This window comes from Pseudomonas palmensis (genome assembly GCF_049942755.1).
Lineage (GTDB): Bacteria > Pseudomonadota > Gammaproteobacteria > Pseudomonadales > Pseudomonadaceae > Aquipseudomonas > Aquipseudomonas palmensis.
In genome coordinates, this window is the sequence record NZ_CP187958.1 from 4,271,179 (window position 1) to 4,291,781 (window position 20,603).

Genomic DNA, 20,603 nt, shown 5'->3' on the forward strand with positions numbered 1-20,603 from the left:
GCCGTGCGGCGGAGCTCTGCCACATCTGCCCGCTGGTCGCAGCAAAAAATGCGAACGATTGCAGTCAAACCCACTCACACCTTGAGGGCACGACCCCACGCCCCCCGTCGAAGGAGCAAGCGTATGACCCAGCGAGGCCAGGACACCATCGAATGGCTGCAAGGCCAGTCCATGCTGCAAGCCGCCCGCGACCGCGCCCGGCTGTATGCAGGGCAGGCGCGCATGTGGCTGCACCCTTACGCCGAGGCCCGCGCCCGCGACGCCAGTGCCATCGCCTCGGTGTGGCTGACGGTGTACCCGGCCTCGATCATCGTCGAGGAGGGCGGTTCGGTGTTGCAGGCGCTGGCCCATGAGCAGCTGTGGCAGGCGCTGTCGGAGCTGGGCATCCAGGGCGTGCACACCGGGCCGTTGAAGCGCTCGGGCGGCATCACCCAGCGCGAGTTCACCCCCAGCGTGGACGGCAACTTCGACCGCATCAGCTTCGACATCGACCCGCGCTACGGCAGCGAGGCCGAGCTGGTGCACCTGAGCAAGGTGGCCTCGGCGCACAACGCGGTGACCATCGACGACTCGATCCCGGCGCACACCGGCAAGGGCGCCGATTTTCGCCTGGCCGAGATGGCCTACGGCGACTATCCCGGGCTGTACCACATGATCGAGATCCGCGAAGCCGACTGGGGCCTGCTGCCCGAGGTGCCGGCCGGGCGCGATGCGGCCAACCTCACGCCGGCCATGTGCGACGAGCTCAAGGCCCGCCACTACATCGTTGGCCAGTTGCAGCGGGTGATCTTCTTCGAACCCGGCATCAAGGAAACCGACTGGAGCGCCACGCCGCCGGTACTCGGGGTCGACGGCAAGCTGCGACGCTGGGTGTACCTGCACTACTTCAAGGAGGGCCAGCCATCGCTGAACTGGCTGGACCCAAGCTTTGCCGCGCAGCAGCTGATCATCGGCGACGCCCTGCACGCCATCGACGTGCTCGGCGCCCGTGGCCTGCGTCTGGATGCCAATGGCTTTCTCGGCGTGGAGCGGCGCGCCGAAGGGCCGGCCTGGTCGGAGAGCCACCCGCTGTCGGTCACCGGCAACCAGTTGCTGGGCGGCATGATCCGCAAGGCCGGCGGTTTCAGCTTCCAGGAACTGAACCTGACCCTGGACGACATCGCCAACATGTCCCACGGCGGCGCCGACCTGTCCTACGACTTCGTCACGCGCCCGGCCTACCAGCACGCGCTGCTGACCGGCGACACCGAGTTTTTGCGCCTGATGCTGCACCAGATGCATGCGTTCAAGATCGACCCGGCCTCGTTGATCCATGCCCTGCAGAACCACGATGAACTGACCCTGGAGCTGGTGCACTTCTGGACCCTGCACGCCAACGACAGCTACCTGTACAAGGGCCAGACCTTCCCCGGCAACATCCTGCGCGAGCATATCCGCAGCGAGATGTACGAGGGCCTGGCGGGCGAGCACGCACCGTACAACCTCAAGTTCGTGACCAATGGCGTGTCGTGCACCACGGTCAGCATCATCACTGCCGCGCTGGGCATTCGCGACCTGGGCAGCATCGACGCCGAGCAGCTGGCGCTGATCCAGAAGGTGCACCTGCTGCTGGCCATGTACAACGCCATGCAGCCGGGGGTGTTTGCGCTGTCGGGCTGGGACCTGGTCGGCGCCTTGCCGCTGGAGCCCGAGCAGGTGGAGGGGCTGATGGGTGACGGCGACACCCGCTGGATTCATCGCGGCGCCTATGACCTGGCCGACCTGGACGTGGAGGCGCAGCTCTCGGCCGAGGGCCTGCCGCGTGCGCGTTCGCTGTATGGCAGCCTGGCCAGCCAGTTGCAGCAGCCCGACAGTTTTGCCAGCAGCCTGAAACGCATGCTCGCTGTGCGCCAGGCCTATGCGATTGCGGCGAGCCGGCAGATCCTGATCCCCGAGGTGGCCAACCCGGCCTTGCTGCTGATGGTGCACGAGCTGCCGGCAGGCAAGGGCATCCAGATCACCGCACTCAACTTCGGTGCCGAGCCACTGAGCGAAACCCTGCATCTGCCGGATGTAAGCCCCGGCGCGGTGGTGGACATGATCAACGAACGGCTGGAGGGCGAGCTGAGCGAAGCGGGGGAGATGACCATCAATCTGGATGGCTATGAGGGCCTTTCGCTGCGCATCGTGAGCAGTGTGGCGACGCTGTAGGCGTTTGCATGCGGTAACGTTTTTACAGGCCCGGGGTTTCGTGTCTGACGGTTCCCCGGCCCCTTCGCTGGCAAGGCCAGCTCCTGCAAGGGGCCGCCACCGTCACCGCACTGCTGCCTGCCCCGTGACACACCCCGCCCACCTGATGGAAAATGCCCGACGCCTCTCCCCACCAAAAGGCTTCTGCATGGACAAGCTGGACCGGGCAATACTCGACCTTCTGCAAACCGACTGCACCCGCGCGGTGGGCGATATCGCCGAGCAGATCGGCCTGGGCACCACCGCCTGCTGGCGGCGCATCCAGAAGCTCGAAGAGGCCGGCATCATCCGCGGCCGCGTGGCCCTGCTCGACGGCAAGAAGCTCAATGTCGGCGTGGTGGTGTTCGTCTCGATCAAGACCACCCAGCACAACGCCGACTGGCTGGCCGGCTTTCATGCCGCCGTGGCCGGTATCGACGAAGTGCTGGAGGTGTACCGCATGGCCGGCGACACCGACTACCTGCTGCGCGTGGTGGTGCCGGACGTGGCCGCCTACGACGCGGTGTACAAGCAGTTGATCCGCATTCCGGGCCTGTCCGACATCAGCTCCAGCTTCTCCATGGAGCAGATCAAGTACTCCACCCGCCTGCCGCTGCGCTATGCGCCCTGAGCCGATCACGCTGCACCAGGCCGGCGCCGACGACAGGCAGGCTGCCGTAGCATTCGTGATGCAGGCCCGCGCCGCGCTGTTCCCCAAGCTCGCCGCCACCGGGATGCCGGCAGACCTGCAGCAGTTCGAACAGGTCTACCTGCACGGCGCGGGGCGTTTCCTGCTGGCCCGCTGCAATGGCCAGATCGTCGCGGCCATCGGCTACCTGCCTTACGACCACCGCTTCCGCCAGCTCGACTACCGTGGGCAGAAGGTGGTGGAAGTGGTGCGCCTGTTCGTGTTGCCGGCCTATCGCCGCAGCGGGCTGGCCGGTGAGTTGTACCGCGCGTTGCGTGAGCTGGCGCTGCAGGACCAGGTGCAGGTGCTGTACCTGCACACCCATCCGTTTCTGCCAGGCGCCATTGGTTTCTGGCAAAAACATGGCTTCGAGATCATCGATGTGGAAGCCGACCCGGTGTGGCAGACCACCCACATGCAATGTCGCCTGCCCGCCGGCTGAACCTCAGAAGCGCCCGTTGAGCGGGTATTCCACCGCCAATCGGATCTGGTCGGCATCCAGCTCGGCCTGGGCAGTGTTGCCCCGGTGCACGTTGTGCCGCAGCGACACGGTGGTGCCCTTGGCCACGCCGCCCTGCACCACGTAGCGCGCCTCCAGGTCGCGCTCCCAGTGCTTGCCGCCTTCGCCGTAGCCCAGGTACGCATAGCCGCCACGCGGGTCGACGTGGCTGCCATCGATGCGGCTGCCGCGCACATACGCCGCACTCAGCACCAGCCCGGGCAGGCCCCACGGGGTCATCGCCAGGTCGTAGCGGGCCTGCCACGACTGCTCGTTGGGGGCGTTGAAGTCCGACAATTGCACGGCGTTGCTGATGAAGATCGCGCCACGGGTCACATAGTCGAACGGTGTGTCGCCATCGACCTTCTGGTAGCCCAGGCTGAAGCTGTGCGGCCCTTGTGCGTAGGTCGAGAGCAGGCTCCAGGTGGTGTTGTCGATCTGCCCGGACAACGCCTTGCCGGTGTCGGTGGTGCGGTAAAGGTTGAGGTTGAAGGTGAGCGAGCGGTTGGCGTCCAGTGCATGGCTGAAGGTGCCGCCCAGGTAGTGCTGGTTCCAGGTATCTTCGTAGCGCGAGGTGTACAGGCTGGCGCTGAGGCTCGGGCTTGCGCTGTAGACCACCCCGGCCAGGTCGAAGGCATCGCCCTTTGCTGCGTTGGAGTAGTTCACCACGAACCCCTGGTCATGGCTGCTGGCGTTGCGGTCGGTGCTCTCGGTGAAGTGCCCGCCTACCAGTTTCACCCCTTCGAACTCGTTGCTGGTGACCAGCACCCCGGTGGCGGTTTCGGGCAGCAGGCGGCTGTCGGACGAGCTGAACACCGGGGTCTTGACCCGCTGTTCGCCATACGACAGCACGGTGGAGGAGGCCCGAAGCTTGACCGCCGCGCCGCCGCGGCTGAATTCGTTCTTGGGGTGGCCGTGGTTGTCCAGCCCCAGCAGGCGCGCCTTGCCGGCGCGTCCGCCGCCGCTGTCCAGTTGCACGCCGAGGTAGGCATGGGCATCCACGCCCACGCCGATCAGGCCCTGGGTGAAGCCCGACTGCAACGTGCCCATCAGGCCATAGGCCCATTCCTCGGCATAACCGTTGCGCTCGGCACGGGGCTTGTAGGCATTGCGTGCGCCGCTGTTGCGCGCGCCGTGGCGGTATTCGCGGTTGTCGTACACGCTGCGGTTGAGCAGGCTCCAGGTGCTGTCTTCGATAAGGCCGTTGGCCTGCTCCTGGGCCGATTCGGCCAGCACCAGGGGCGCCGGCCCGGCCAATGCCAGCAGCAGGGCCGAACGGGTGCGCAGTGCGATCATTGTGCGGCCTCGCGTTGCAGCAGGGCGGCAAGACGATCTGCTGCACGCCTGGGCAAGGTGCTCGGCAGGCTTGGTGGCGTGGCGGCGGGCTCACCGACCTGGATCAGCATCACCATGCCCATCGACAGGTGCGGGATGCACTGGATGCCGTACAGGCCCGGCACGTTGAAGGTCTGCTCGATTTGCTGGTTGATCCTGCCCTTGAACGCCTCGGCGCCTTCGGGCAGCAGGCCGGGCAGCGAGGCGGCATTGTGCCCGCTCTGGGTGGCGATGAACTTCACCGAATCGCCGGGGGCGATGCGCAGGTAGTCCGGCTCGTACACCATGCTGCCGGTCGCACCACGGTTGAGCATTTTCACTTCGTGCACCTCGGCCGATACCGAAGGGGCGAGCAGGGCGCTGGCGAGCAGCAGGGGCAAGGCGGCAAGGCGCATGGGCGGGCTATCCATTTCAGGTCAAGGGGAACGAACGCGCAGGATCTGCGCGCCGTCGAAGGGGTCGGTCAGGTAGTGCGCCTGCACCCCGAAGGTGGCCTGCAGGCGTTGCGGGGTCAGCACCTGCAACGGCGGGCCGACATCCACCAGGCGGCCGCGCTCGAGCACGGCCAGGCGATCGCAGGTGAGGGCCTGGTTGAGGTCGTGCAGGGCGATCAGGGTGGTCACCGGCAGCGCCTGAACCAGGCGCAGAATGCCCAGCTGGTGCTGGATGTCGAGGTGGTTGGTCGGCTCGTCGAGCAACAGTAGCTGCGGGCGTTGCGCCAGGGCCCGGGCGATGTGCACGCGCTGGCGCTCGCCACCGGAGAGGCTGCGCCAGCTGCGTGTTGCCAGGTGGGTGGCATCCACGTCGGCCAGGGCCTGCTGCACGATGGCGTGATCGTCTGCCGACCACGGGCGCAACGCCGACAACCACGGCGTGCGGCCCAGGGCCACGGCATCGAACACGTTGATCGCATCGCTGGTGTCGGCCTGTTGCTCGACCACTGCCAACCGCCGCGCCACCTCGCGGCGTGGCAGCTGCCTGAGCGCGTTGCTGCCCAGCTGCACCTCGCCGCAGGTGGGCGTGCGCAGCCCGGCCAGCAGCTTGAGCAGGGTGGACTTGCCCGAGCCGTTGGGGCCGACGATACCCAGGGTCTCGCCACGGCGCACCTCAAGGTCGACCGCGTCCAGCAGCACGGCATCGCGCACCTTCAAACCCAGCCCGGTGCAGCGCAGTGCAGCTTCATCCAGCGGGTGGGTGACAGCGTTCATCGGGCGCTCCTGCGGCCAATCAGTATCAATGCGAACACCGGTGCGCCGACCAGCGCCGTGATCACCCCCACCGGAATCACCTGGCCCTTGATCAGGGTGCGCGAGAGCACGTCGGCGGCAATCAGGAACAGCGCGCCACCCAGCGCGCTGGCCGGCAGCAGGCGCGCATGGGGGGTACCGAACAGCAGCCGCATCGCATGCGGAATCACCAGCCCGACAAAGCCGATGGCGCCCACGATCGACACCATCACTGCCGTCACCAGTGCCGCGCAGCTGATCAGCAGCACCTGCACGCGGCGTACCGGGATGCCCAGCGAGGCAGCCGAGTCGCTGCCGAAGGTGAAGGCGTCCAGCGCCCGCCGATGCCACACGCACACCGCAAGGCCGGCCAGCGCCACCGGCACCGCCAGCCACACCGACGGCCAGCGCACGCCACTGAGGTTGCCCAGCAGCCAGAACAGGATGCCGCGCGCCTGCTCGGCACTGGCCGACCGGGTGATCAGAAAGGCGGTGAGCGCGTTGAACAGCTGCGAGCCGGCGATCCCGGCGAGGATGATCTGCCCCGTGCTGTTGGACGGCCCGCTGGCACGGGCCAGCAGCGCCACCAGCGCGAAGGCCGCGATGGCCCCGACGAAGGCGCCCAGCGACAGCGTGATCGCCCCCGCGCCCAGCCCCAGCAGCGCCACCAGCACCGCGCCGGTGGAGGCGCCGGCCGAGATGCCGAGCAGGTACGGGTCGGCCAGCGGGTTGCGCAGCAGCGACTGCAGTACCACCCCGCAGGTGGCCAACCCCGCGCCGCAGGCGGCGGCCACCAGCGCACGGGTCAGGCGGTAGTTCCACACGATGCCTTCATCGATCGGGTCCAGCAGGTGCCCGGCGGCCCATAGCTTGTTGGCCAGCACCTGCAGCACCACCGAGGGGGCGATCGGCGTTTCGCCAATCGCCACCCCTGCCAGTATCGCCAGCAGCAGGGCCAGGCACGCGAGCAGGCCGCGCACAACGCTGCCTGTCATGGCGCCAGGTCGAAGCCGTTGATGGCCGAGGCCAGGGTCTCCATGCCGCTGAACAGGCGCGTGCTGGCCTGCATGGCATGTGCATCGAGAATCACGATGCGGTTGTGTCTGACCGCGTCCATGTTGCGCGTGACCGGGTCGCTGCGCAGGAATTCGAGTTTCTTCTGGTAGTCATCGGCCGGGAAGCGACGACGGTCCATGCGCGCGATCACCAGGAAGGTGGGGTTGGCCTTGGCGATGGTTTCCCAGCCCACGGTCGGCCATTCCTCATCGGACTGCACCACGTTGCGCACGCCCAGGGTCTGCAGCATGTAGTCGGGGATACCCTTGCGCCCGGCCACGTACGGGTCGATGTCCAGGTCTGCGCTGGAGAACCAGAACAGGGCGCTGGTGTCCTTCAGATCCTTGCCCTTCACGGTGGCGGCAGCCTTGGCCAGGCGTGCCTTGAGCTCGCTGTTCAACCGCTCGCCACGCGCCTGCACGTCGAAGATCTCGGCCAGCTGGCTGATGCTGTTGTAGATGCTGTCGATGCGAAACGGCTCCAGGCGGGTGCCGTCGGCGCCGACCAGGTTGTCCTTGCCCTCGCAGTCGGACGGCATCAGGTAGGTGGGGATGTTCAGCTCATGGAACTGCTCGCGGGTGCCGACCACGCCCTGCGGGCCGACCATCCACTCCAGCTGCACCGCCACCAGTTGCGGGCGCTTGCCGATCACCGCCTCGAAGCTGGGGTCGTTGTCGGCCAGGCGCTCGACCTTGTCGTTCTGCACCTTGTACTGCGCCAGCACATCGTTGAACCACAGCGAGGTGCCGACCAGCCTGTCGCCCAGGCCCAGTGCGTAGAACATCTCGGTGCCGGCCTGGCCGATGGTCACGGCGCGGTCGGGCGCGTGCTGGAAGGTCAGCGGCATGCCGCAGTTCTGCAGCGTGAGCGGGTAGTGGGTCGGGGCGGCCTGGGCCAGGGTCGACAGACCCAGTCCCGCGAGCAGGGTGACAAGGCGGGGCAACTGCATGATGCGATCTCCATTCGAACCGTACACGGGCAGGGGTGTACAACCTGGAAACACATCGACAGGCGCTGCCGCGAGGGCAGGGCAAGGCCGTTCGGCGCGCGGGGCGCTCGCGGCACAGATGTACTCCCCGGACACCCCGCCGGTTAGTGATTGTTGCTGTGCCGGCAGGTCTCCTGACTGGTGCGTCGTCACCTGGCTCCGGCCTTCCCGGGGGTCACCCAGTGGCATTTCAGGAGCAGGCTCGGCACTTACAGTTGCGGGGGCAGTTCCGTTTGACGCCATGCAGTGGCGTCTCGGATTCCCTATTGATTCCGTGTGGAAACCGGCGGGCGGCATGGTAGTCGATCACGCCGCCCGCAGGGAAACAAAACCCCGCCAGCCTCAGAGGTACTTGAGCCAGGCAATGTCGCGACGGCGGGCCTTGAACGCGGCAAACCAGCGCACCGGCGGGAACAGCGCCACGGCCAGCAGCACGGCGGTCAGCCACACCGCCCAGATACCATCGAAGCCGAAGTAATTGCCCTGGTTCAGGCCCAGCAGTGCAACGCAGGCCAGGTACGCCACTTTCAGCACATACAGGTGCAGCAGGTAGAAGAACATCGGTGCGGCGCCGAACACCGCCAGGGTGCTGATCCACCGACGCTGCCCGGCGCGCTCCAGGCCCAGCAGCAACAGCAGGCCAGCCCCCAGGGTCAGGGCCAGGAACAGCAGCGAGGGCGGGTACTTGGTGATGTTGAAGAAGCTCATCAGGGTGTGCGCGGTGTCGGCCTGAACCGTCCAAGGCGCCTCGCCGTAGCCGTTGAGCAGGCGCAGGGCGACAAAGCCGAGCAGGGTTGCCAGGCCTGCCAGCAGCAGACGGCGCTGGCGCGTGGCGGCCGGCATCGAGTGGGCGAACCAGGGGCCCAGGCCGTAGCCCAGCGCGATCACGCCGACCCACGGCAGCACCGGGTACGAGGTACGCAGGCGCAGGCTGTCGGAGAACTCGAGCCAGCCGCGGTCATGCAGGATCGCCCACGGCACGTGCAGCGCAGAGCCCTGCGCAAAGTGCAGGCCGTCGAGCAGGTTGTGACCGGCCACGATCGCGGCGCCCAGCACCAGCAACAGCGGGCGCGGCAACCACACCAGGGCCGCCAGGGCGATCATGCTGATGCCGATGGCCCAGATCACCTGCAGGTAGATCACGCTGGGCGGCAGCTGGAAGGTCCAGGCGACGTTCACCAGGGTGAACTCCAGCACCACCAGAAACAGCCCGCGCTTGAACAGAAAGGCCGACACATCGCCCCGGCCCTGGTGCTTCTGGCCATAAAGCCAGGCCGACAGACCGGTCAGCAGCACGAACACCGGGGCGCACAGGTGGGCCAGCGTACGGCTGACGAACAGCGCAGGTTCGGTACTGTCGATGGCCATCGGATCGCTCACCTGGCGGTGCAGGAAGAAGGTTTCGCGCACGTGGTCCAGCAGCATGAACAGGATCACCAGGCCCCTGAGGGCATCGATGGACAGCAGGCGTTGGCTCGGTTTGCTGGCGGCGGGGAGGGCAGTAGCGCTAGTCATTGAAAGGTCGCAGGCAGAGGGGGCGAATTGAATGGTTACTGTATAACATTTCTATTCGCTCGGTAAATCTTCCTTACAATCTTGACTGCCATGCTGCGACATCAGACCGCACCCATCTGGCGCTGCGCGCTGGAACCCGTCGACCCTGCGTGACAAAATGCCGCCTCGCAAAACCCTTGCACAAGGCTCCCGCTCTCGGGGCCGGCACCTTCCCAAAAGGATGGTTACATGAACGATTTACTGACCCGGCGCACGGTGATCGCCGGGCTCGGCCTGCTCGGCCTCGGTGCCCTGGCAGGTTGCAACAACTCCGGCGCGCTGGACTTCAAATACGGCAAGGACCTGAGCAACAAGATCCTCGGCCGCACCTTCAAGCTCAAGGATCCGCAAGGCAACGTGATGACCCTGTCGAGCTTCCAGGGCTCGATGCCGATGGTGTTCTTCGGCTTCACCCAATGCCCGGCGGTGTGCCCCACCACCCTGGCCCGCGCGGTGCAGATCAAGAAGCTGATGGGCCGCGACGCCGACTTCCTGCAGGTGGTGTTCATCAGCCTGGACCCCGAGCGCGACACCCCCGAAGTGCTGGACGCCTACGTCAAGGCCTTCGATCCCTCGTTCGTGGCGCTGTCCGGTACCCTGGAAGAGACGGCCGCAGTGGCCAAGGAATTCGGCGTGTTCTACGAGAAGGTGCCGGCCGGCGACACCTATACCATTTCCCACAGCTCGACCAGCTACGTGTTCGACTCGCGTGGCGTGCTGCGCCTTGGCCTCTCGCACTCCCTCAATGCCAGGGAATGCACCGAAGACCTGCTTACCGTAATGGAGGTTTGTTAATGCGTTCTCCCGTGAAACACGCGCTTGGCGCGATGGCGTTGCTGTCCCTGTTCGGTGCGGCGCTGCCCGCCGTTGCCCAGACCACCGTGGGCGAGCCCTGGGTGCGCGCCAGCGTGCCGCAGCAGCAGTCGACCGGTGCGTTCATGATCCTCACTGCCAGCACCGACAGCAAGCTGGTGGGTGTCGAGTCGCCGGTGGCCAAGACCGTGCAGGTGCACCAGATGCAGATGCACAACGACGTGATGAGCATGAGTGAAGTCAAGGCGCTGGACCTGCCCGCCGGCAAGCCGGTGGTGCTCGACACCAATGGCTACCACGTGATGCTGATGGGCCTGGTCAAGCAGGTGAAGGAAGGCGACACGGTGCCGTTGACCCTGATCGTCGAAGACGCCAAGGGCCAGAAGGAGTCGATCAAGGTCGACGCCCCGGTGCGTTCGCTGACCGCCACCGACGGTCACGGCGAGCACTCGATGCACGACCACAGCCACATGTAAGTACCCGCCGCGCCGGCCCTTGCGCCGGCGCAATCCGTTCCTGCCGGGTGGATCGCCACCCAACGGGTTCAACTGGCCTGCGCCAGATAGTCCCGCAGCCGATCCTGCAGATACCACACACCTTCAGCGTGTTTCAGGTAATCGCTGATCGGCATCATCTGCCAGTACTGGCCTTCGTCGCCAAATTCGATGGCATCGATTTCCCCCTGCGTGATGTGCCCCACCAGAAACCAGGACTCCCAGCCGGGTCTGGCCAGGCTGGGGTAGTTGCGGCGCCATTCGATGCGTTCGGGGGGCAGGCGCAGGGCGAACTCTTCGTCCAGCTCGCGCAGCGCGCATTCCACCGGGGTCTCATCACCTTCGCGCCCCCCGCCGGCAAAGTCCCAGCAGCCGGGGAAGGGGATGGTGCTTTTCACGTCGCGCCTGTAGGTGAGCAGGTGGTCGTGGAACAGCAGGGCGAGTTTGGCACCGCAGAAGGGTTTGAGGGGCATGGATACTGGCCTCTGGCAGGACGGGGCGTTAGGCACCGGGCCGATATTTATACGACGGTTCTGCAGGTTGCGCGGCGTTTTTTGTGGTGTGGGCTGCCGGGCAGCTGCTGGTCACACAGGCATGCGCCGCCGACGGGTATAACTGAACCCGGGAATAAGGATATGCTGTTTCGAAATATTACAAATTGGTGAGGGCAGAATGCCGTTAAAGGACCTGTTGCTGGCGCTGGTGGTGATCGTCGCCTGGGGCCTGAATTTCGTGGTGATCAAGGTCGGCCTCGACGGCCTGCCGCCCATGCTGCTGGGTGGCCTGCGCTTCGTGCTGGTGCTGTTTCCGGCGATCTTCTTCATCAAGCGCCCGCAACTGCCGTGGCGCTGGTTGCTGGCCTACGGCACCACCATCTCGCTGGGCCAGTTCGCCTTTCTGTTCGAGGCCATGGGCAACGGCATGCCGCCGGGCCTGGCGTCGCTGGTGCTGCAGTCGCAGGCCTTCTTCACGCTGTTCTTTGCCGCGATGTTTCTCGGTGAGCGGCTGCGCGCCGCCAGCCTGCTGGGGCTGCTGGTGGCCGCCGGGGGCCTGGCGCTGATCGGCAGCGAGAACGGCAGCCACGTGCCATTTTTGGCGCTGGTGCTGACCCTGTGCGCCGCCGCATGCTGGGCCATGGGCAACATCATCACGCGCCGCTTCGGCAACATCGACCTGGTGGCGCTGGTGATCTGGGGCGCGCTGATCCCGCCGTTGCCATTCTTCGCCCTGTCGTGGTGGCTCGAAGGGCCGGCGCTGATCGAAAGCTCGCTGCGCGGCATCGGCCTGAACTCGATCCTGGCCCTGGCGTACCTGGCCTTCATCGCCACCATGCTCGGCTACAGCCTGTGGAGCGGCCTGCTGTCGCGCTACCCGGCGGGCAAGGTCGCACCGTTTTCGCTGCTGGTGCCAGTGGTGGGGCTGAGCTCCTCGGCGTTGCTGCTGGGTGAGCGCCTGAGTACCCTGCAATGCTGGGGTGGGGTGCTGGTGATGGTGGGGTTGCTGATCAACGTGTTCGGCTCGCGCCTGCGTCAACGTCTGCGGGCCGCGCTGAGCTGAGGCCCCAGGGCGGCGGTGGAACGATCCGCCGCGCACGCCGCTCCAATTCCAGACCCTCGCCGACCAAGGTCCGACCATGAATTCACCTCGATCCACCACGCCCCATGCCGGCCCGGCCGGCATGGTCAAGGTGCGCGGCGCGCGCGAACACAACCTGAAGAACGTGGATGTGGACATCCCCCGCGATGCGCTGGTGGTGTTCACCGGCGTGTCCGGCTCGGGCAAGTCGTCGCTGGCGTTCTCGACCCTGTATGCCGAGGCCCAGCGCCGCTATTTCGAGTCGGTGGCGCCCTATGCGCGACGCCTGATCGACCAGGTCGGGGTGCCGGATGTGGACGCCATCGAAGGCCTGCCGCCGGCGGTGGCCCTGCAACAGCAGCGCGGCACCCCCAGCGCGCGCTCCTCGGTGGGCAGCGTGACCACGCTGTCGAGCCTGATTCGCATGCTCTATTCGCGTGCCGGCAGTTACCCGGACGGCCAGCCGATGCTGTATGCCGAGGACTTCTCGCCCAATACGCCCCAGGGCGCATGCCCCGAGTGCCACGGCCTGGGCCGGGTCTACGAGGTGGACGAGGCCTCGATGGTGCCCGACCCGTCGCTGACCATCCGCGAGCGTGCGGTGGCCTCGTGGCCGCTGGCGTGGCAGGGCCAGAACCAGCGCGACATCCTCGTGACCCTGGGCTATGACGTCGACATTCCGTGGCGCGACCTGCCCCAGGAGCAGCGCGACTGGATCCTGTTCACCGAGGAAACCCCCACTGTGCCGGTGTATGCCGGCATGACCCCGGCCCAGACCCGCGACGCCCTCAAGCGCAAGCTCGAACCCAGCTATCAGGGCACCTTCAGCGGCGCGCGGCGCTATGTGCTGCACACCTTCACCCATTCGCAGAGCGCGCTGATGCGCAAGCGCGTCAGCCAGTTCATGCGGGCCAGCGCCTGCCCGTTGTGCGCGGGCAAGCGGCTCAAGCGCGAGGCCCTGACCGTGACCTTCGCCGGGCTGGACATTGCCGAGCTGGCGCAGTTGCCCTTGCTGCAGCTGGCCGAGGTGCTCAAGCCGGTGGCCAGCGCCACCTATGTCGAGCATGGCGACGAGCAGGGTGCGGTGCTGACCCACGCGCAAACCCGTGACGCCCGCCAGCAGCGCGCGGCCAGGGGCGACAACGCCCATGCCGGCGGCCCGGACGTGCGCCACACACCCAACCTCTCGCTGGAAAAACGCCTGGCCGCGCAGCGCATCGCCCAGGACCTGCTCGAACGGGTGGCCACCCTGATCGACCTGGGCCTGGGTTACCTGGCCCTGGAGCGCAGCACGCCGACCCTGTCCTCGGGCGAGCTGCAGCGCCTGCGCCTGGCCACCCAGCTCAACTCGCAGCTGTTCGGGGTGATCTATGTACTGGACGAACCCTCGGCCGGCCTGCACCCGGCCGATGGCGAGGCGCTGTACGAGGCCCTGCTGCGCCTCAAGGCCGCGGGCAATTCGGTGTTCGTGGTCGAGCACGACCTGGACACCATGCGCCGCGCCGACTGGCTGGTGGACGTGGGCCCGGCGGCGGGCGAGCAGGGCGGCCAGGTGCTGTACAGCGGGCCCCCGGCCGGGTTGGCCGAGGTCGAGGCCTCGCAGACCCGCAACTACCTGTTCGGCGCCCAGGCCGCCGAGCCGCGCACCCCGCGTGAACCCGGCGGCTGGCTGCGCCTGGAGGGCGTGACGCGCAACAACCTGCACAACCTCGATGCGGCCTTCCCCCTTGGGTGCTTCACGGCCGTCACCGGGATTTCCGGCTCGGGCAAGTCCAGCCTGGTCAGCCAGGCGCTGCTGGAGCTGGTGGGCGCGCACCTGGGCCAGGCCACCGCGCCCAGCGAGCCCCAGGAGCAGAGCCTGGAGGATGACGTGGCGCAGGCCAGCGGCGGCCAGGTCACGGCGGGCCTGGAGCACATCCGCCGGCTGGTGCAGGTGGACCAGAAGCCCATCGGCCGTACCCCACGCTCGAACCTTGCGACCTACACCGGCCTGTTCGACCACGTGCGCAAACTGTTCGCCGCCACCGATGCGGCCCGCGAGCAGGGCTTCGACGCCGGGCGCTTCTCGTTCAACGTGGCCAAGGGCCGTTGCGAAACCTGCGAAGGCGAAGGCTTTGTCAGCGTCGAGCTGCTGTTCATGCCCAGCGTCTACGCACCATGCCCCACCTGCCATGGCGCCCGCTACAACCCGCAGACCCTGGCGGTCACCTGGCAGGGCCTGAACATCGCCCAGGTGCTGCAGCTGACGGTGACCCAGGCACTGGCGGTGTTCGAGCAGCAGCCGGCGGTGCAGCGTGCCCTGGCGGTGCTGCACGAAATCGGGCTGGGCTACCTGCGCCTGGGCCAGCCGGCCACCGAGCTGTCGGGCGGTGAGGCGCAGCGCATCAAGCTGGCCACCGAACTGCAGCGCATGGCCCGCGGGGCCACCCTGTATGTGCTCGACGAACCCACCAACGGCCTGCATCCGCAGGATATCGACCGGCTGATGCTGCAACTGGGGCGCCTGGTGGATGCCGGGCATACGGTGATCGTGGTGGAGCACGACATGCGCGTGGTGGCCCAGAGCGACTGGGTGATCGACATCGGCCCGGGGGCGGGGGACCAGGGCGGCACGCTGGTGGCCTGTGGCACGCCGCAGCAGGTGGCGGCCAGTGCCCACAGCCGTACCGCGCCGTTTCTGGCCCGGGCCCTGGGCTGAGGCGGCTCAGGCGTCGAGGCTGCGCCGAACCTTGTCCAGCAGTTCGTGGATCTGGAACGGCTTGGTGACGATGTCCATGCGCTCACCGAGAAAATGCTGCCGGTCGATGGCGTTCTCGGCGTAGCCGGTCATGAACAGCACCGGCAGGCTCGGGCGCAGCATGCGCGCGACATTGGCCAGCTCGCGCCCGTTCATGTGCGGCAGGCCCACGTCGCTGAGCAGCAGGGCGATGCTCGGGTCGGCATGCAGTTTCTGCAGGGCGCTTTCGACGTCCGGCGCCGGGGTGCAGCGGTAACCGGCATCGGTCAGCACCTCGCAGACGAAACTGCGCACCACCGACATGTCCTCCACCACCAGCACATGCTCGCCGGCGGTACTGATCACGGTGTCGGGTGTGGGTTCGGTGATGCTCAACAGCGGGCTCTGGCTGGCCGGCAGCAGCAGCGTCACTTCGGTACCGCGCCCGCCGGTGCTGCGGATCTGCACGTCGCCGGCCGACTGGCGGGCGAAGCCGTAGATGGTCGACAGCCCCAGCCCGGTGCCCTGGCCGATGGGCTTGGTGGTGAAGAACGGGTCGAAGACCTTGCCGATCACCTCGGGGGCGATGCCGCTGCCGTCGTCGCGCACCGACAATGCCACGTAGGCGCCATCGGCCAGCTTGAGGTCGTCCTGGGTGTGCGCCGCGTAGGTGCTGATCCAGATGTTGCCACCCTGGGGCAGCGCGTCGCGCGCGTTGATCACCAGGTTGAGCACGGCGTTCTCCAGCTGGATCGGGTCTACCAGGGCCACGCTGAGGTGCTCGCTCAGGTTCAGGTGCAGGCTGATGTGTTCGCCGATGGTGCGTCGCAGCAGTTCCTCCAGCGAGCGGATGTGCTGGTTGATGTCGGCCGGGCGGGGGTCCAGCGGTTGCTGGCGGGCAAAGGCGAGCAGGCGGTGGGTCAGGGTGGCGGCCCCCATGGCGGCGCCCAGTGCAGCGTCAGCGTAGGACTGCACCTTGTCGACGCGGCCCTGCTCGATGCGTTTCTTGATCAGCTCCAGGCTGGTGATGATGCCGGTGAGCATGTTGTTGAAGTCATGGGCGATGCCGCCGGTAAGCTTGCCCAGTGCGTCCATCTTCTGCACCTGCAGCAACTGCGCCTCGGTACGGGCGCGCTCGGCCACTTCCTGGGCCAGCAGGGTGGTCGCGCTGTCCAGTTCGGCGCGCTGGGTGCGTTCGCGGTGGCGCTGTTCGGTCACGTCCTCGACGAAGATCAGGCTCGACTCGCCGCTGCGGTAGGGCGACACCTGCCACTGGGTCTCGCGCAGCTGGCCGTTGACGCGCATGTGCAGCAGGCCCTTCCAGCGGTCCCGGGTGCCGAGCCTGCGCAGCAGTTCGTCGATCACCGGCTGCTGGTCGTCGGCAAAGCACTCGACCAGGGTGTCGGGGCTCAGGTTGTCCTGGATCAGCTGGGCGAACGCCTGGTTGCATTCGTGCACCTTGAGCCCGGTGCCCAGCAGCGCGATGGGCGCGGCGGTGCTGACGAAGATCTCGCGAAAGCGCGCCTCGCTCTCGCGCAGCGCCTGCTCGGTGTCGCGTACCCGCAGCAGCGTGCGCAGGGTGGCCAGCAACACCTCGGGGTCGACCGGGTGGATCAGGTAGGCGTCGGCCCCGGCGTCCAGCCCGGTGATGATGTCGCCGGTACCGATGGCGGCCGCCGATACGTGGATCACCGGCAGCAACGCGGTGGCCGGGGTGGCGCGCAGGATGCGCACGATATCGAAGCCGCTCATGTCCGGCAGGTGTACATCCAGGATCAGCGCGTCGTAGGTCTGGCTGGCAATCAGCTCCAGGCCCTCGCCACCGGTGCCGGCCTCGTCGATGCGGTAGCCATGGCATTCCAGGCGCCGGCGCAGGGCATAGCGGGTGACGATGTTGTCGTCGACGATCAGCAGGCGGATGTCAGGCTTCATCACCAGGCTCCTGGGCCAGCGCCAAGGGGATCACTACGTAGAAGGTCGAACCGACCCCGGGTGTACTCTCGACCCCGACCCGGCCACCCAGCAGCGCCGCGAAGCGCTTGCACAGCGACAGGCCCAGGCCGGTGCCACGCAGGCGCTTCTGCAGCGGCGAGTCGATCTGTGCGAAGTCCTCGAACAGCGTGTCGTGCAGCTCGCCCGGGATGCCGATGCCGGTGTCGTGCACCGCAAAGCGGATCTGGCCGTCGTCTTCCAGTTGCGACGATACCCGCACTTCGCCACGGGCGGTGAATTTCAGCGCGTTGGAAATGAAGTTGCGCAGGATCTGCGCCAGCTTCTTGTCGTCGCTGTACAGGCGCGGCAGGCCCTGGGGCTCTTCGAAGATCAGGTCGACCGCCGAGGCATCGACGATCGGCCGGAACATGCCGCGCAGGGCCGCGAACAGGTCGAGCATGTCGAACCAGGCCGGCGAGATGGTGATGCGCCCGGCCTCGATCTTGGCCAGGTCGAGCAGGTCGTCGACCATGTCGCTCAGTTCGCGCGCCGAATTGCTGACGAAGGTCACCTGCTTGTGCTGCTCGGGGCTCAGCGGGCCGTCCAGCTCGTCGCTGAGCAGGCGGGCGATGCTCAGGATCGAACCCAGCGGCGTGCGAAACTCGTGGCTCATGTACGACAGGAAGCGGCTCTTGAGGTCCGAGGCCTGGCGCAGTTGCTCGGCCTGGATATCCAGCTCGGCATACAGGGCCAGCACGCCCTGGTTGGTTTCTTCGAGTTCGGCGCGCAGGGCGTCGCCCTCTTCACGCAGCCGCGCGATCAGCGCCTGCGCCTCGGTGTCGGCAAGGGTAGGGGAATCAGCCACTTAGGGTCTCCAGGGCAACAACCAGCACGGTGACATCATCGCGGCCTCGGCAGAAGTCGCGATGCAGCACGGCGGCGATCAGTGCCGGGTGCTGATGCATGAGGCCAGGATACTGCTGCAGGTCCCAGCGCGATTGCAGCCCGTCGCTGTAGAGCACCAGCAGGTTGGCATGCACATCAGCATAGTCAAAGGGGCGCACGCGACGGAATTGCCCGCCGACGATACCCGGGTGCGAGGCCAGGCCACGACTGCTACCGGGTGCGAGCAGGTGCGCGCCGATGTTGCCGACGCCGCTGAAACGCAGCGCGCCGCTGTCGTACTGGGCGAAGGCCGCGGCGCCGCCACGGGTGCCCTGCATGTTGACGTGCATCGCCTCGAGCACCTGCGCGGGGGCGGCGAACGGGGCCTGGGCAAAGGCCTGGGTGCCGGCGTGGGCGGCCCGTTCGGCGAGCTCGCCGTGGCCCAGCCCGTCGACCACCAGGGCACTGATGCGCTGGCCGTCGTAGGCCAGGTACCAGGCATCGCCACAGGCCGGGTCGTGATGCAGGCTGTGCTGGCTGGCGCCCCAACGCAGGTCGCAGGCCGCGCTGCTGCGTGGGTACAGGCGCGCCAGCACGGCGGCGCCACGGCTGTCGGCGTACACATCGAACACATCGGCCAGGCGCTTGATCGCGCCCAGGCCGATGCCCTGGGTACCGCCGGTGGAGAACCCGTCGGCCAGGCAGTGGTGCAGGTCGAAGCCTGCACCACGGTCGATGGCGATCAGTTCCAGCCCGCTGTAGCCGCTGTTGGGCAGCACCCGCAGGTGCAGTTCACCGCGCCCGGCATGCTTGAGCAGGTTGCTTGCAAGCTCGGTGGCCAGCAGCGCGGCGCGCCCGGCGTCGGTGGCATCGAAACCCTGCTGTTCGGCCCGGCGTTGCACGCTGCGCCGTGCATGACCGACCTGGCTCTCGTCTTCTATCGGTAGCACCTGGGTCAGGCTGCCCAGGATACTCAGGCCCATCGCAGAATCGTCACGCGCGTGCCGGCCCCGGGGGCGGTATCCAGTTCGAACTCGTCCACCAGGCGCTTGGCCCCGGTCAGGCCCAGGCCCAGGCCGCCGCCGCTGGTCCAGCCATCGGTCATGGCCAGCTTGATGTCGGGGATGCCCGGCCCTTCGTCGCGAAAGGTCAGGCGCAGGCCCTTGCGATGGTCCTTCTCGACCACCTGCCAGTCCATGTGGCCACCGCCGCCATACACCACGGCGTTGCGGGCCAGCTCGCTGACCGCCGTGACCAGCTTGGTCAGGTTGATCAGGCTCATGCCGCAGCCCTGGGCCAGGGTGCGCGCCAGTTGCCGTGCACGTACCACATCCTGCTCCAGCAGGATGGGCTGGGTGCCGCTTTGCTCGGCGCTCATTGCGGTGCAGCCGAGTTGTTGAGCAGGCGCATGCCGCGCTCGGCGTTGAGCGCGGTACGCACGCCGGGCAGGGTCAGGCCCAGTTCGACCAGGGTGATCGCCACGGCCGGCTGCATGCCCACCAGCACGGTCTGCGTGTCCATGATGCGCGACACCCCGGAGATGGTGCCGATCATGCGGCCGATGAAGGAATCGACCATGTCCAGCGCCGAGATGTCGATCAGCACGCCTTTGGCCGAGGTCGCGCTGATGCGCTCGGACAGGTCGTCCTGCAGGGTCATGGCCAGCTGGTCATGCATGTCGACCTGGATGGTCACCAGCAGGAATTCGCCGATTTGCAGAATCGGGATGCGCTCCATGGCTTCAGCCCGCCTTGGCGACGGACAGGCCCAGGCGATGCAGGGCCAGCTTCAGGGCGTCGGCCAGGTTGGCCTTGGTCACCACGCCCTGCAGGTCCAGGCCCAGGTGCACGATGGTCTGGGCGATCTGCGGGCGTACACCGCTGATGATGCAGTCGGCGCCCATCAGGCGGATGGCGGTCACGGTCTTGAGCAGGTGCTGGGCCACCAGGGTATCGACGGTGGGCACACCGGTGATGTCGATGATGGCGATTTCAGAGCCGGTGTCGACGATGCGCTGCAGCAGCGATTCCATCACCACCTGGGTACGTTGCGAGTCCAGGGTGCCGATCATCGGCAGTGCCAGTACGCCGTCCCACAGCTTGACCACCGGGGTGGACAGCTCCAGCAGTTCTTCCTGCTGGCGCTTGATCACCGCCTCGCGGGATTTCTGGAAGGTGCGGATGGTGTGCAGGCCCAGGGCATCGAGCAGTTCGGACACCTGCAGCAGCTGGTTGGCCAGTTGCGCCGGCTGCTCGCTGTACTCGCGCTGCAGCAGGGCGAACAGCGGGCCCTTGAGGGAGAAGATGAAGGTGGCGGTCTGCTGCGAGTCCTGGCCGAGCAGGGCGCGGCTATGGGAGAGCTTTTCCAGGAACAGGCGCACCTCGTCCCAGGCACCGGCGTTGAGGTTGCTGGCATCGCCGTTCTGCAGGCCGGCGTGCAGCAGGTCGAGAAACTCTTCGGTCTGGCGCTTGAGGTCGTCGGCCTTGAGGTTGCGCGTGGCACCCGACGCGTCCAGCCCGGCCAGCCATTCGGCTACCAGGGAGGCCTGGTGGGTGCGGATGGCGGTGAGGGTGACAGGTTGCAGTGCAGCCATTTGGACAAGCTCCTGAGCAGGGTAGGTAAGGCACATGCGCA

General features: G+C 67.1%; 20 protein-coding genes and 1 riboswitch. Of the genes, 7 read left to right on the plus strand and 13 right to left on the minus strand.

Annotation, left to right across the window (positions count from 1 at the left end; translation table 11 throughout):
* The first annotated feature begins 123 nt into the window (after positions 1-123).
* The 3 genes from treS (at position 124) to ACPRTJ_RS19770 (ending at position 3,338) form a co-directional block, all read left to right on the plus strand.
* A complete protein-coding gene (treS, locus tag ACPRTJ_RS19760) occupies positions 124-2,190 on the plus strand; it encodes a maltose alpha-D-glucosyltransferase (protein WP_043861177.1) in 2,067 nt (688 codons plus the stop codon).
* 187 nt (positions 2,191-2,377) lie between these two features.
* On the plus strand, positions 2,378-2,839 hold the full coding sequence (locus tag ACPRTJ_RS19765) for an Lrp/AsnC family transcriptional regulator (RefSeq protein WP_043861187.1): 462 nt from the start codon (positions 2,378-2,380) through the stop codon (positions 2,837-2,839).
* The gene (locus ACPRTJ_RS19770) at positions 2,829-3,338 is read left to right on the plus strand and encodes a GNAT family N-acetyltransferase (RefSeq protein WP_043861188.1); all 510 of its coding nucleotides are present in this window, start codon (positions 2,829-2,831) and stop codon (positions 3,336-3,338) included. Before ACPRTJ_RS19765 ends, ACPRTJ_RS19770 begins: the two co-directional genes overlap by 11 nt.
* A 3-nt stretch (positions 3,339-3,341) precedes the next feature.
* On the opposite strand, the gene ACPRTJ_RS19775 is transcribed toward ACPRTJ_RS19770, so the two are convergent.
* From ACPRTJ_RS19775 to ACPRTJ_RS19800, 6 genes are all read right to left on the minus strand, one after another.
* Positions 3,342-4,691: an OprD family porin gene (locus ACPRTJ_RS19775; protein ID WP_058541266.1), complete on the minus strand. Its 1,350-nt coding sequence runs from the start codon at positions 4,689-4,691 to the stop codon at positions 3,342-3,344.
* Positions 4,688-5,125 (minus strand): pseudoazurin, encoded by a 438-nt coding sequence (locus ACPRTJ_RS19780; protein ID WP_058541265.1) that lies wholly within the window; start codon positions 5,123-5,125, stop codon positions 4,688-4,690. The genes ACPRTJ_RS19775 and ACPRTJ_RS19780 overlap by 4 nt, the downstream gene beginning before the upstream one ends.
* A 21-nt stretch (positions 5,126-5,146) precedes the next feature.
* The gene (locus ACPRTJ_RS19785; protein ID WP_058541264.1) at positions 5,147-5,938 is read right to left on the minus strand and encodes an ABC transporter ATP-binding protein; all 792 of its coding nucleotides are present in this window, start codon (positions 5,936-5,938) and stop codon (positions 5,147-5,149) included.
* A complete protein-coding gene (locus ACPRTJ_RS19790; RefSeq protein ID WP_043861192.1) occupies positions 5,935-6,951 on the minus strand; it encodes a FecCD family ABC transporter permease in 1,017 nt (338 codons plus the stop codon). Before ACPRTJ_RS19790 ends, ACPRTJ_RS19785 begins: the two co-directional genes overlap by 4 nt.
* Positions 6,948-7,961, minus strand: a complete 1,014-nt coding sequence (locus ACPRTJ_RS19795; RefSeq protein WP_043861193.1) for an ABC transporter substrate-binding protein — start codon at positions 7,959-7,961, stop codon at positions 6,948-6,950. The genes ACPRTJ_RS19790 and ACPRTJ_RS19795 overlap by 4 nt, the downstream gene beginning before the upstream one ends.
* Before the next feature lie 146 nt (positions 7,962-8,107).
* Positions 8,108-8,302, minus strand: a riboswitch (cobalamin riboswitch).
* Between the two features lie 40 nt (positions 8,303-8,342).
* On the minus strand, positions 8,343-9,515 hold the full coding sequence (locus ACPRTJ_RS19800; protein ID WP_043861194.1) for a DUF1624 domain-containing protein: 1,173 nt from the start codon (positions 9,513-9,515) through the stop codon (positions 8,343-8,345).
* A 228-nt stretch (positions 9,516-9,743) separates the two neighbouring features.
* Between ACPRTJ_RS19800 and ACPRTJ_RS19805 the strand changes: the two genes are divergently transcribed.
* Together ACPRTJ_RS19805 and ACPRTJ_RS19810 are read left to right on the plus strand one after the other, a co-directional pair.
* A complete protein-coding gene (locus tag ACPRTJ_RS19805) occupies positions 9,744-10,349 on the plus strand; it encodes an SCO family protein (protein WP_054915148.1) in 606 nt (201 codons plus the stop codon).
* Positions 10,349-10,843 carry a copper chaperone PCu(A)C gene (locus ACPRTJ_RS19810; protein WP_058541260.1) on the plus strand — a complete coding sequence of 165 codons (495 nt, stop codon included), beginning with the start codon at positions 10,349-10,351 and terminating at the stop codon, positions 10,841-10,843. Before ACPRTJ_RS19805 ends, ACPRTJ_RS19810 begins: the two co-directional genes overlap by 1 nt.
* Before the next feature lie 68 nt (positions 10,844-10,911).
* On the opposite strand, the gene ACPRTJ_RS19815 is transcribed toward ACPRTJ_RS19810, so the two are convergent.
* Positions 10,912-11,334, minus strand: coding sequence for an NUDIX hydrolase (locus ACPRTJ_RS19815; protein ID WP_104572655.1), 423 nt, complete (start codon positions 11,332-11,334; stop codon positions 10,912-10,914).
* 199 nt (positions 11,335-11,533) lie between these two features.
* Between ACPRTJ_RS19815 and ACPRTJ_RS19820 the strand changes: the two genes are divergently transcribed.
* Together ACPRTJ_RS19820 and ACPRTJ_RS19825 are read left to right on the plus strand one after the other, a co-directional pair.
* Positions 11,534-12,418, plus strand: coding sequence for an EamA family transporter (locus ACPRTJ_RS19820; protein WP_054915147.1), 885 nt, complete (start codon positions 11,534-11,536; stop codon positions 12,416-12,418).
* 76 nt (positions 12,419-12,494) lie between these two features.
* On the plus strand, positions 12,495-15,134 hold the full coding sequence (locus ACPRTJ_RS19825) for an excinuclease ABC subunit UvrA (protein ID WP_196932455.1): 2,640 nt from the start codon (positions 12,495-12,497) through the stop codon (positions 15,132-15,134).
* Between the two features lie 6 nt (positions 15,135-15,140).
* Here ACPRTJ_RS19825 and ACPRTJ_RS19830 read toward each other — a convergent pair whose 3' ends face one another.
* From ACPRTJ_RS19830 to ACPRTJ_RS19855, 6 genes are read right to left on the minus strand one after another with little or no spacing between them, the layout of a single operon-like run.
* Positions 15,141-17,084: a response regulator gene (locus ACPRTJ_RS19830; RefSeq protein WP_054915145.1), complete on the minus strand. Its 1,944-nt coding sequence runs from the start codon at positions 17,082-17,084 to the stop codon at positions 15,141-15,143.
* Complete coding sequence (locus ACPRTJ_RS19835; protein WP_043861201.1) at positions 17,074-17,949, minus strand: sensor histidine kinase; 876 nt, start codon at positions 17,947-17,949, stop codon at positions 17,074-17,076. Before ACPRTJ_RS19835 ends, ACPRTJ_RS19830 begins: the two co-directional genes overlap by 11 nt.
* Positions 17,942-18,952, minus strand: coding sequence for an ATP-binding protein (locus ACPRTJ_RS19840; protein WP_426427217.1), 1,011 nt, complete (start codon positions 18,950-18,952; stop codon positions 17,942-17,944). Before ACPRTJ_RS19840 ends, ACPRTJ_RS19835 begins: the two co-directional genes overlap by 8 nt.
* Positions 18,943-19,347: an anti-sigma regulatory factor gene (locus ACPRTJ_RS19845; RefSeq protein WP_043861202.1), complete on the minus strand. Its 405-nt coding sequence runs from the start codon at positions 19,345-19,347 to the stop codon at positions 18,943-18,945. Before ACPRTJ_RS19845 ends, ACPRTJ_RS19840 begins: the two co-directional genes overlap by 10 nt.
* Positions 19,344-19,706, minus strand: a complete 363-nt coding sequence (locus ACPRTJ_RS19850; RefSeq protein ID WP_043861203.1) for an STAS domain-containing protein — start codon at positions 19,704-19,706, stop codon at positions 19,344-19,346. The genes ACPRTJ_RS19845 and ACPRTJ_RS19850 overlap by 4 nt, the downstream gene beginning before the upstream one ends.
* A gap of 4 nt (positions 19,707-19,710) precedes the next feature.
* Positions 19,711-20,562, minus strand: coding sequence for an STAS domain-containing protein (locus tag ACPRTJ_RS19855; protein WP_054915144.1), 852 nt, complete (start codon positions 20,560-20,562; stop codon positions 19,711-19,713).
* Positions 20,563-20,603 lie beyond the last annotated feature (41 nt).

Bases quoted from the DNA above. Each gene is read 5' to 3' on its own strand.
- treS (WP_043861177.1), top strand. From the start codon at position 124: ATGACCCAGCGAGGCCAGGACACCATCGAATGGCTGCAAGGCCAGTCC.
- ACPRTJ_RS19765 (WP_043861187.1), top strand. From the start codon at position 2,378: ATGGACAAGCTGGACCGGGCAATACTCGACCTTCTGCAAACCGACTGC.
- ACPRTJ_RS19770 (WP_043861188.1), top strand. From the start codon at position 2,829: ATGCGCCCTGAGCCGATCACGCTGCACCAGGCCGGCGCCGACGACAGG.
- ACPRTJ_RS19775 (WP_058541266.1), bottom strand. From the start codon at position 4,691: ATGATCGCACTGCGCACCCGTTCGGCCCTGCTGCTGGCATTGGCCGGG.
- ACPRTJ_RS19780 (WP_058541265.1), bottom strand. From the start codon at position 5,125: ATGCGCCTTGCCGCCTTGCCCCTGCTGCTCGCCAGCGCCCTGCTCGCC.
- ACPRTJ_RS19785 (WP_058541264.1), bottom strand. From the start codon at position 5,938: ATGAACGCTGTCACCCACCCGCTGGATGAAGCTGCACTGCGCTGCACC.
- ACPRTJ_RS19790 (WP_043861192.1), bottom strand. From the start codon at position 6,951: ATGACAGGCAGCGTTGTGCGCGGCCTGCTCGCGTGCCTGGCCCTGCTG.
- ACPRTJ_RS19795 (WP_043861193.1), bottom strand. From the start codon at position 7,961: ATGCAGTTGCCCCGCCTTGTCACCCTGCTCGCGGGACTGGGTCTGTCG.
- ACPRTJ_RS19800 (WP_043861194.1), bottom strand. From the start codon at position 9,515: ATGACTAGCGCTACTGCCCTCCCCGCCGCCAGCAAACCGAGCCAACGC.
- ACPRTJ_RS19805 (WP_054915148.1), top strand. From the start codon at position 9,744: ATGAACGATTTACTGACCCGGCGCACGGTGATCGCCGGGCTCGGCCTG.
- ACPRTJ_RS19810 (WP_058541260.1), top strand. From the start codon at position 10,349: ATGCGTTCTCCCGTGAAACACGCGCTTGGCGCGATGGCGTTGCTGTCC.
- ACPRTJ_RS19815 (WP_104572655.1), bottom strand. From the start codon at position 11,334: ATGCCCCTCAAACCCTTCTGCGGTGCCAAACTCGCCCTGCTGTTCCAC.
- ACPRTJ_RS19820 (WP_054915147.1), top strand. From the start codon at position 11,534: ATGCCGTTAAAGGACCTGTTGCTGGCGCTGGTGGTGATCGTCGCCTGG.
- ACPRTJ_RS19825 (WP_196932455.1), top strand. From the start codon at position 12,495: ATGAATTCACCTCGATCCACCACGCCCCATGCCGGCCCGGCCGGCATG.
- ACPRTJ_RS19830 (WP_054915145.1), bottom strand. From the start codon at position 17,084: ATGAAGCCTGACATCCGCCTGCTGATCGTCGACGACAACATCGTCACC.
- ACPRTJ_RS19840 (WP_426427217.1), bottom strand. From the start codon at position 18,952: ATGGGCCTGAGTATCCTGGGCAGCCTGACCCAGGTGCTACCGATAGAA.
- ACPRTJ_RS19845 (WP_043861202.1), bottom strand. From the start codon at position 19,347: ATGAGCGCCGAGCAAAGCGGCACCCAGCCCATCCTGCTGGAGCAGGAT.
- ACPRTJ_RS19850 (WP_043861203.1), bottom strand. From the start codon at position 19,706: ATGGAGCGCATCCCGATTCTGCAAATCGGCGAATTCCTGCTGGTGACC.
- ACPRTJ_RS19855 (WP_054915144.1), bottom strand. From the start codon at position 20,562: ATGGCTGCACTGCAACCTGTCACCCTCACCGCCATCCGCACCCACCAG.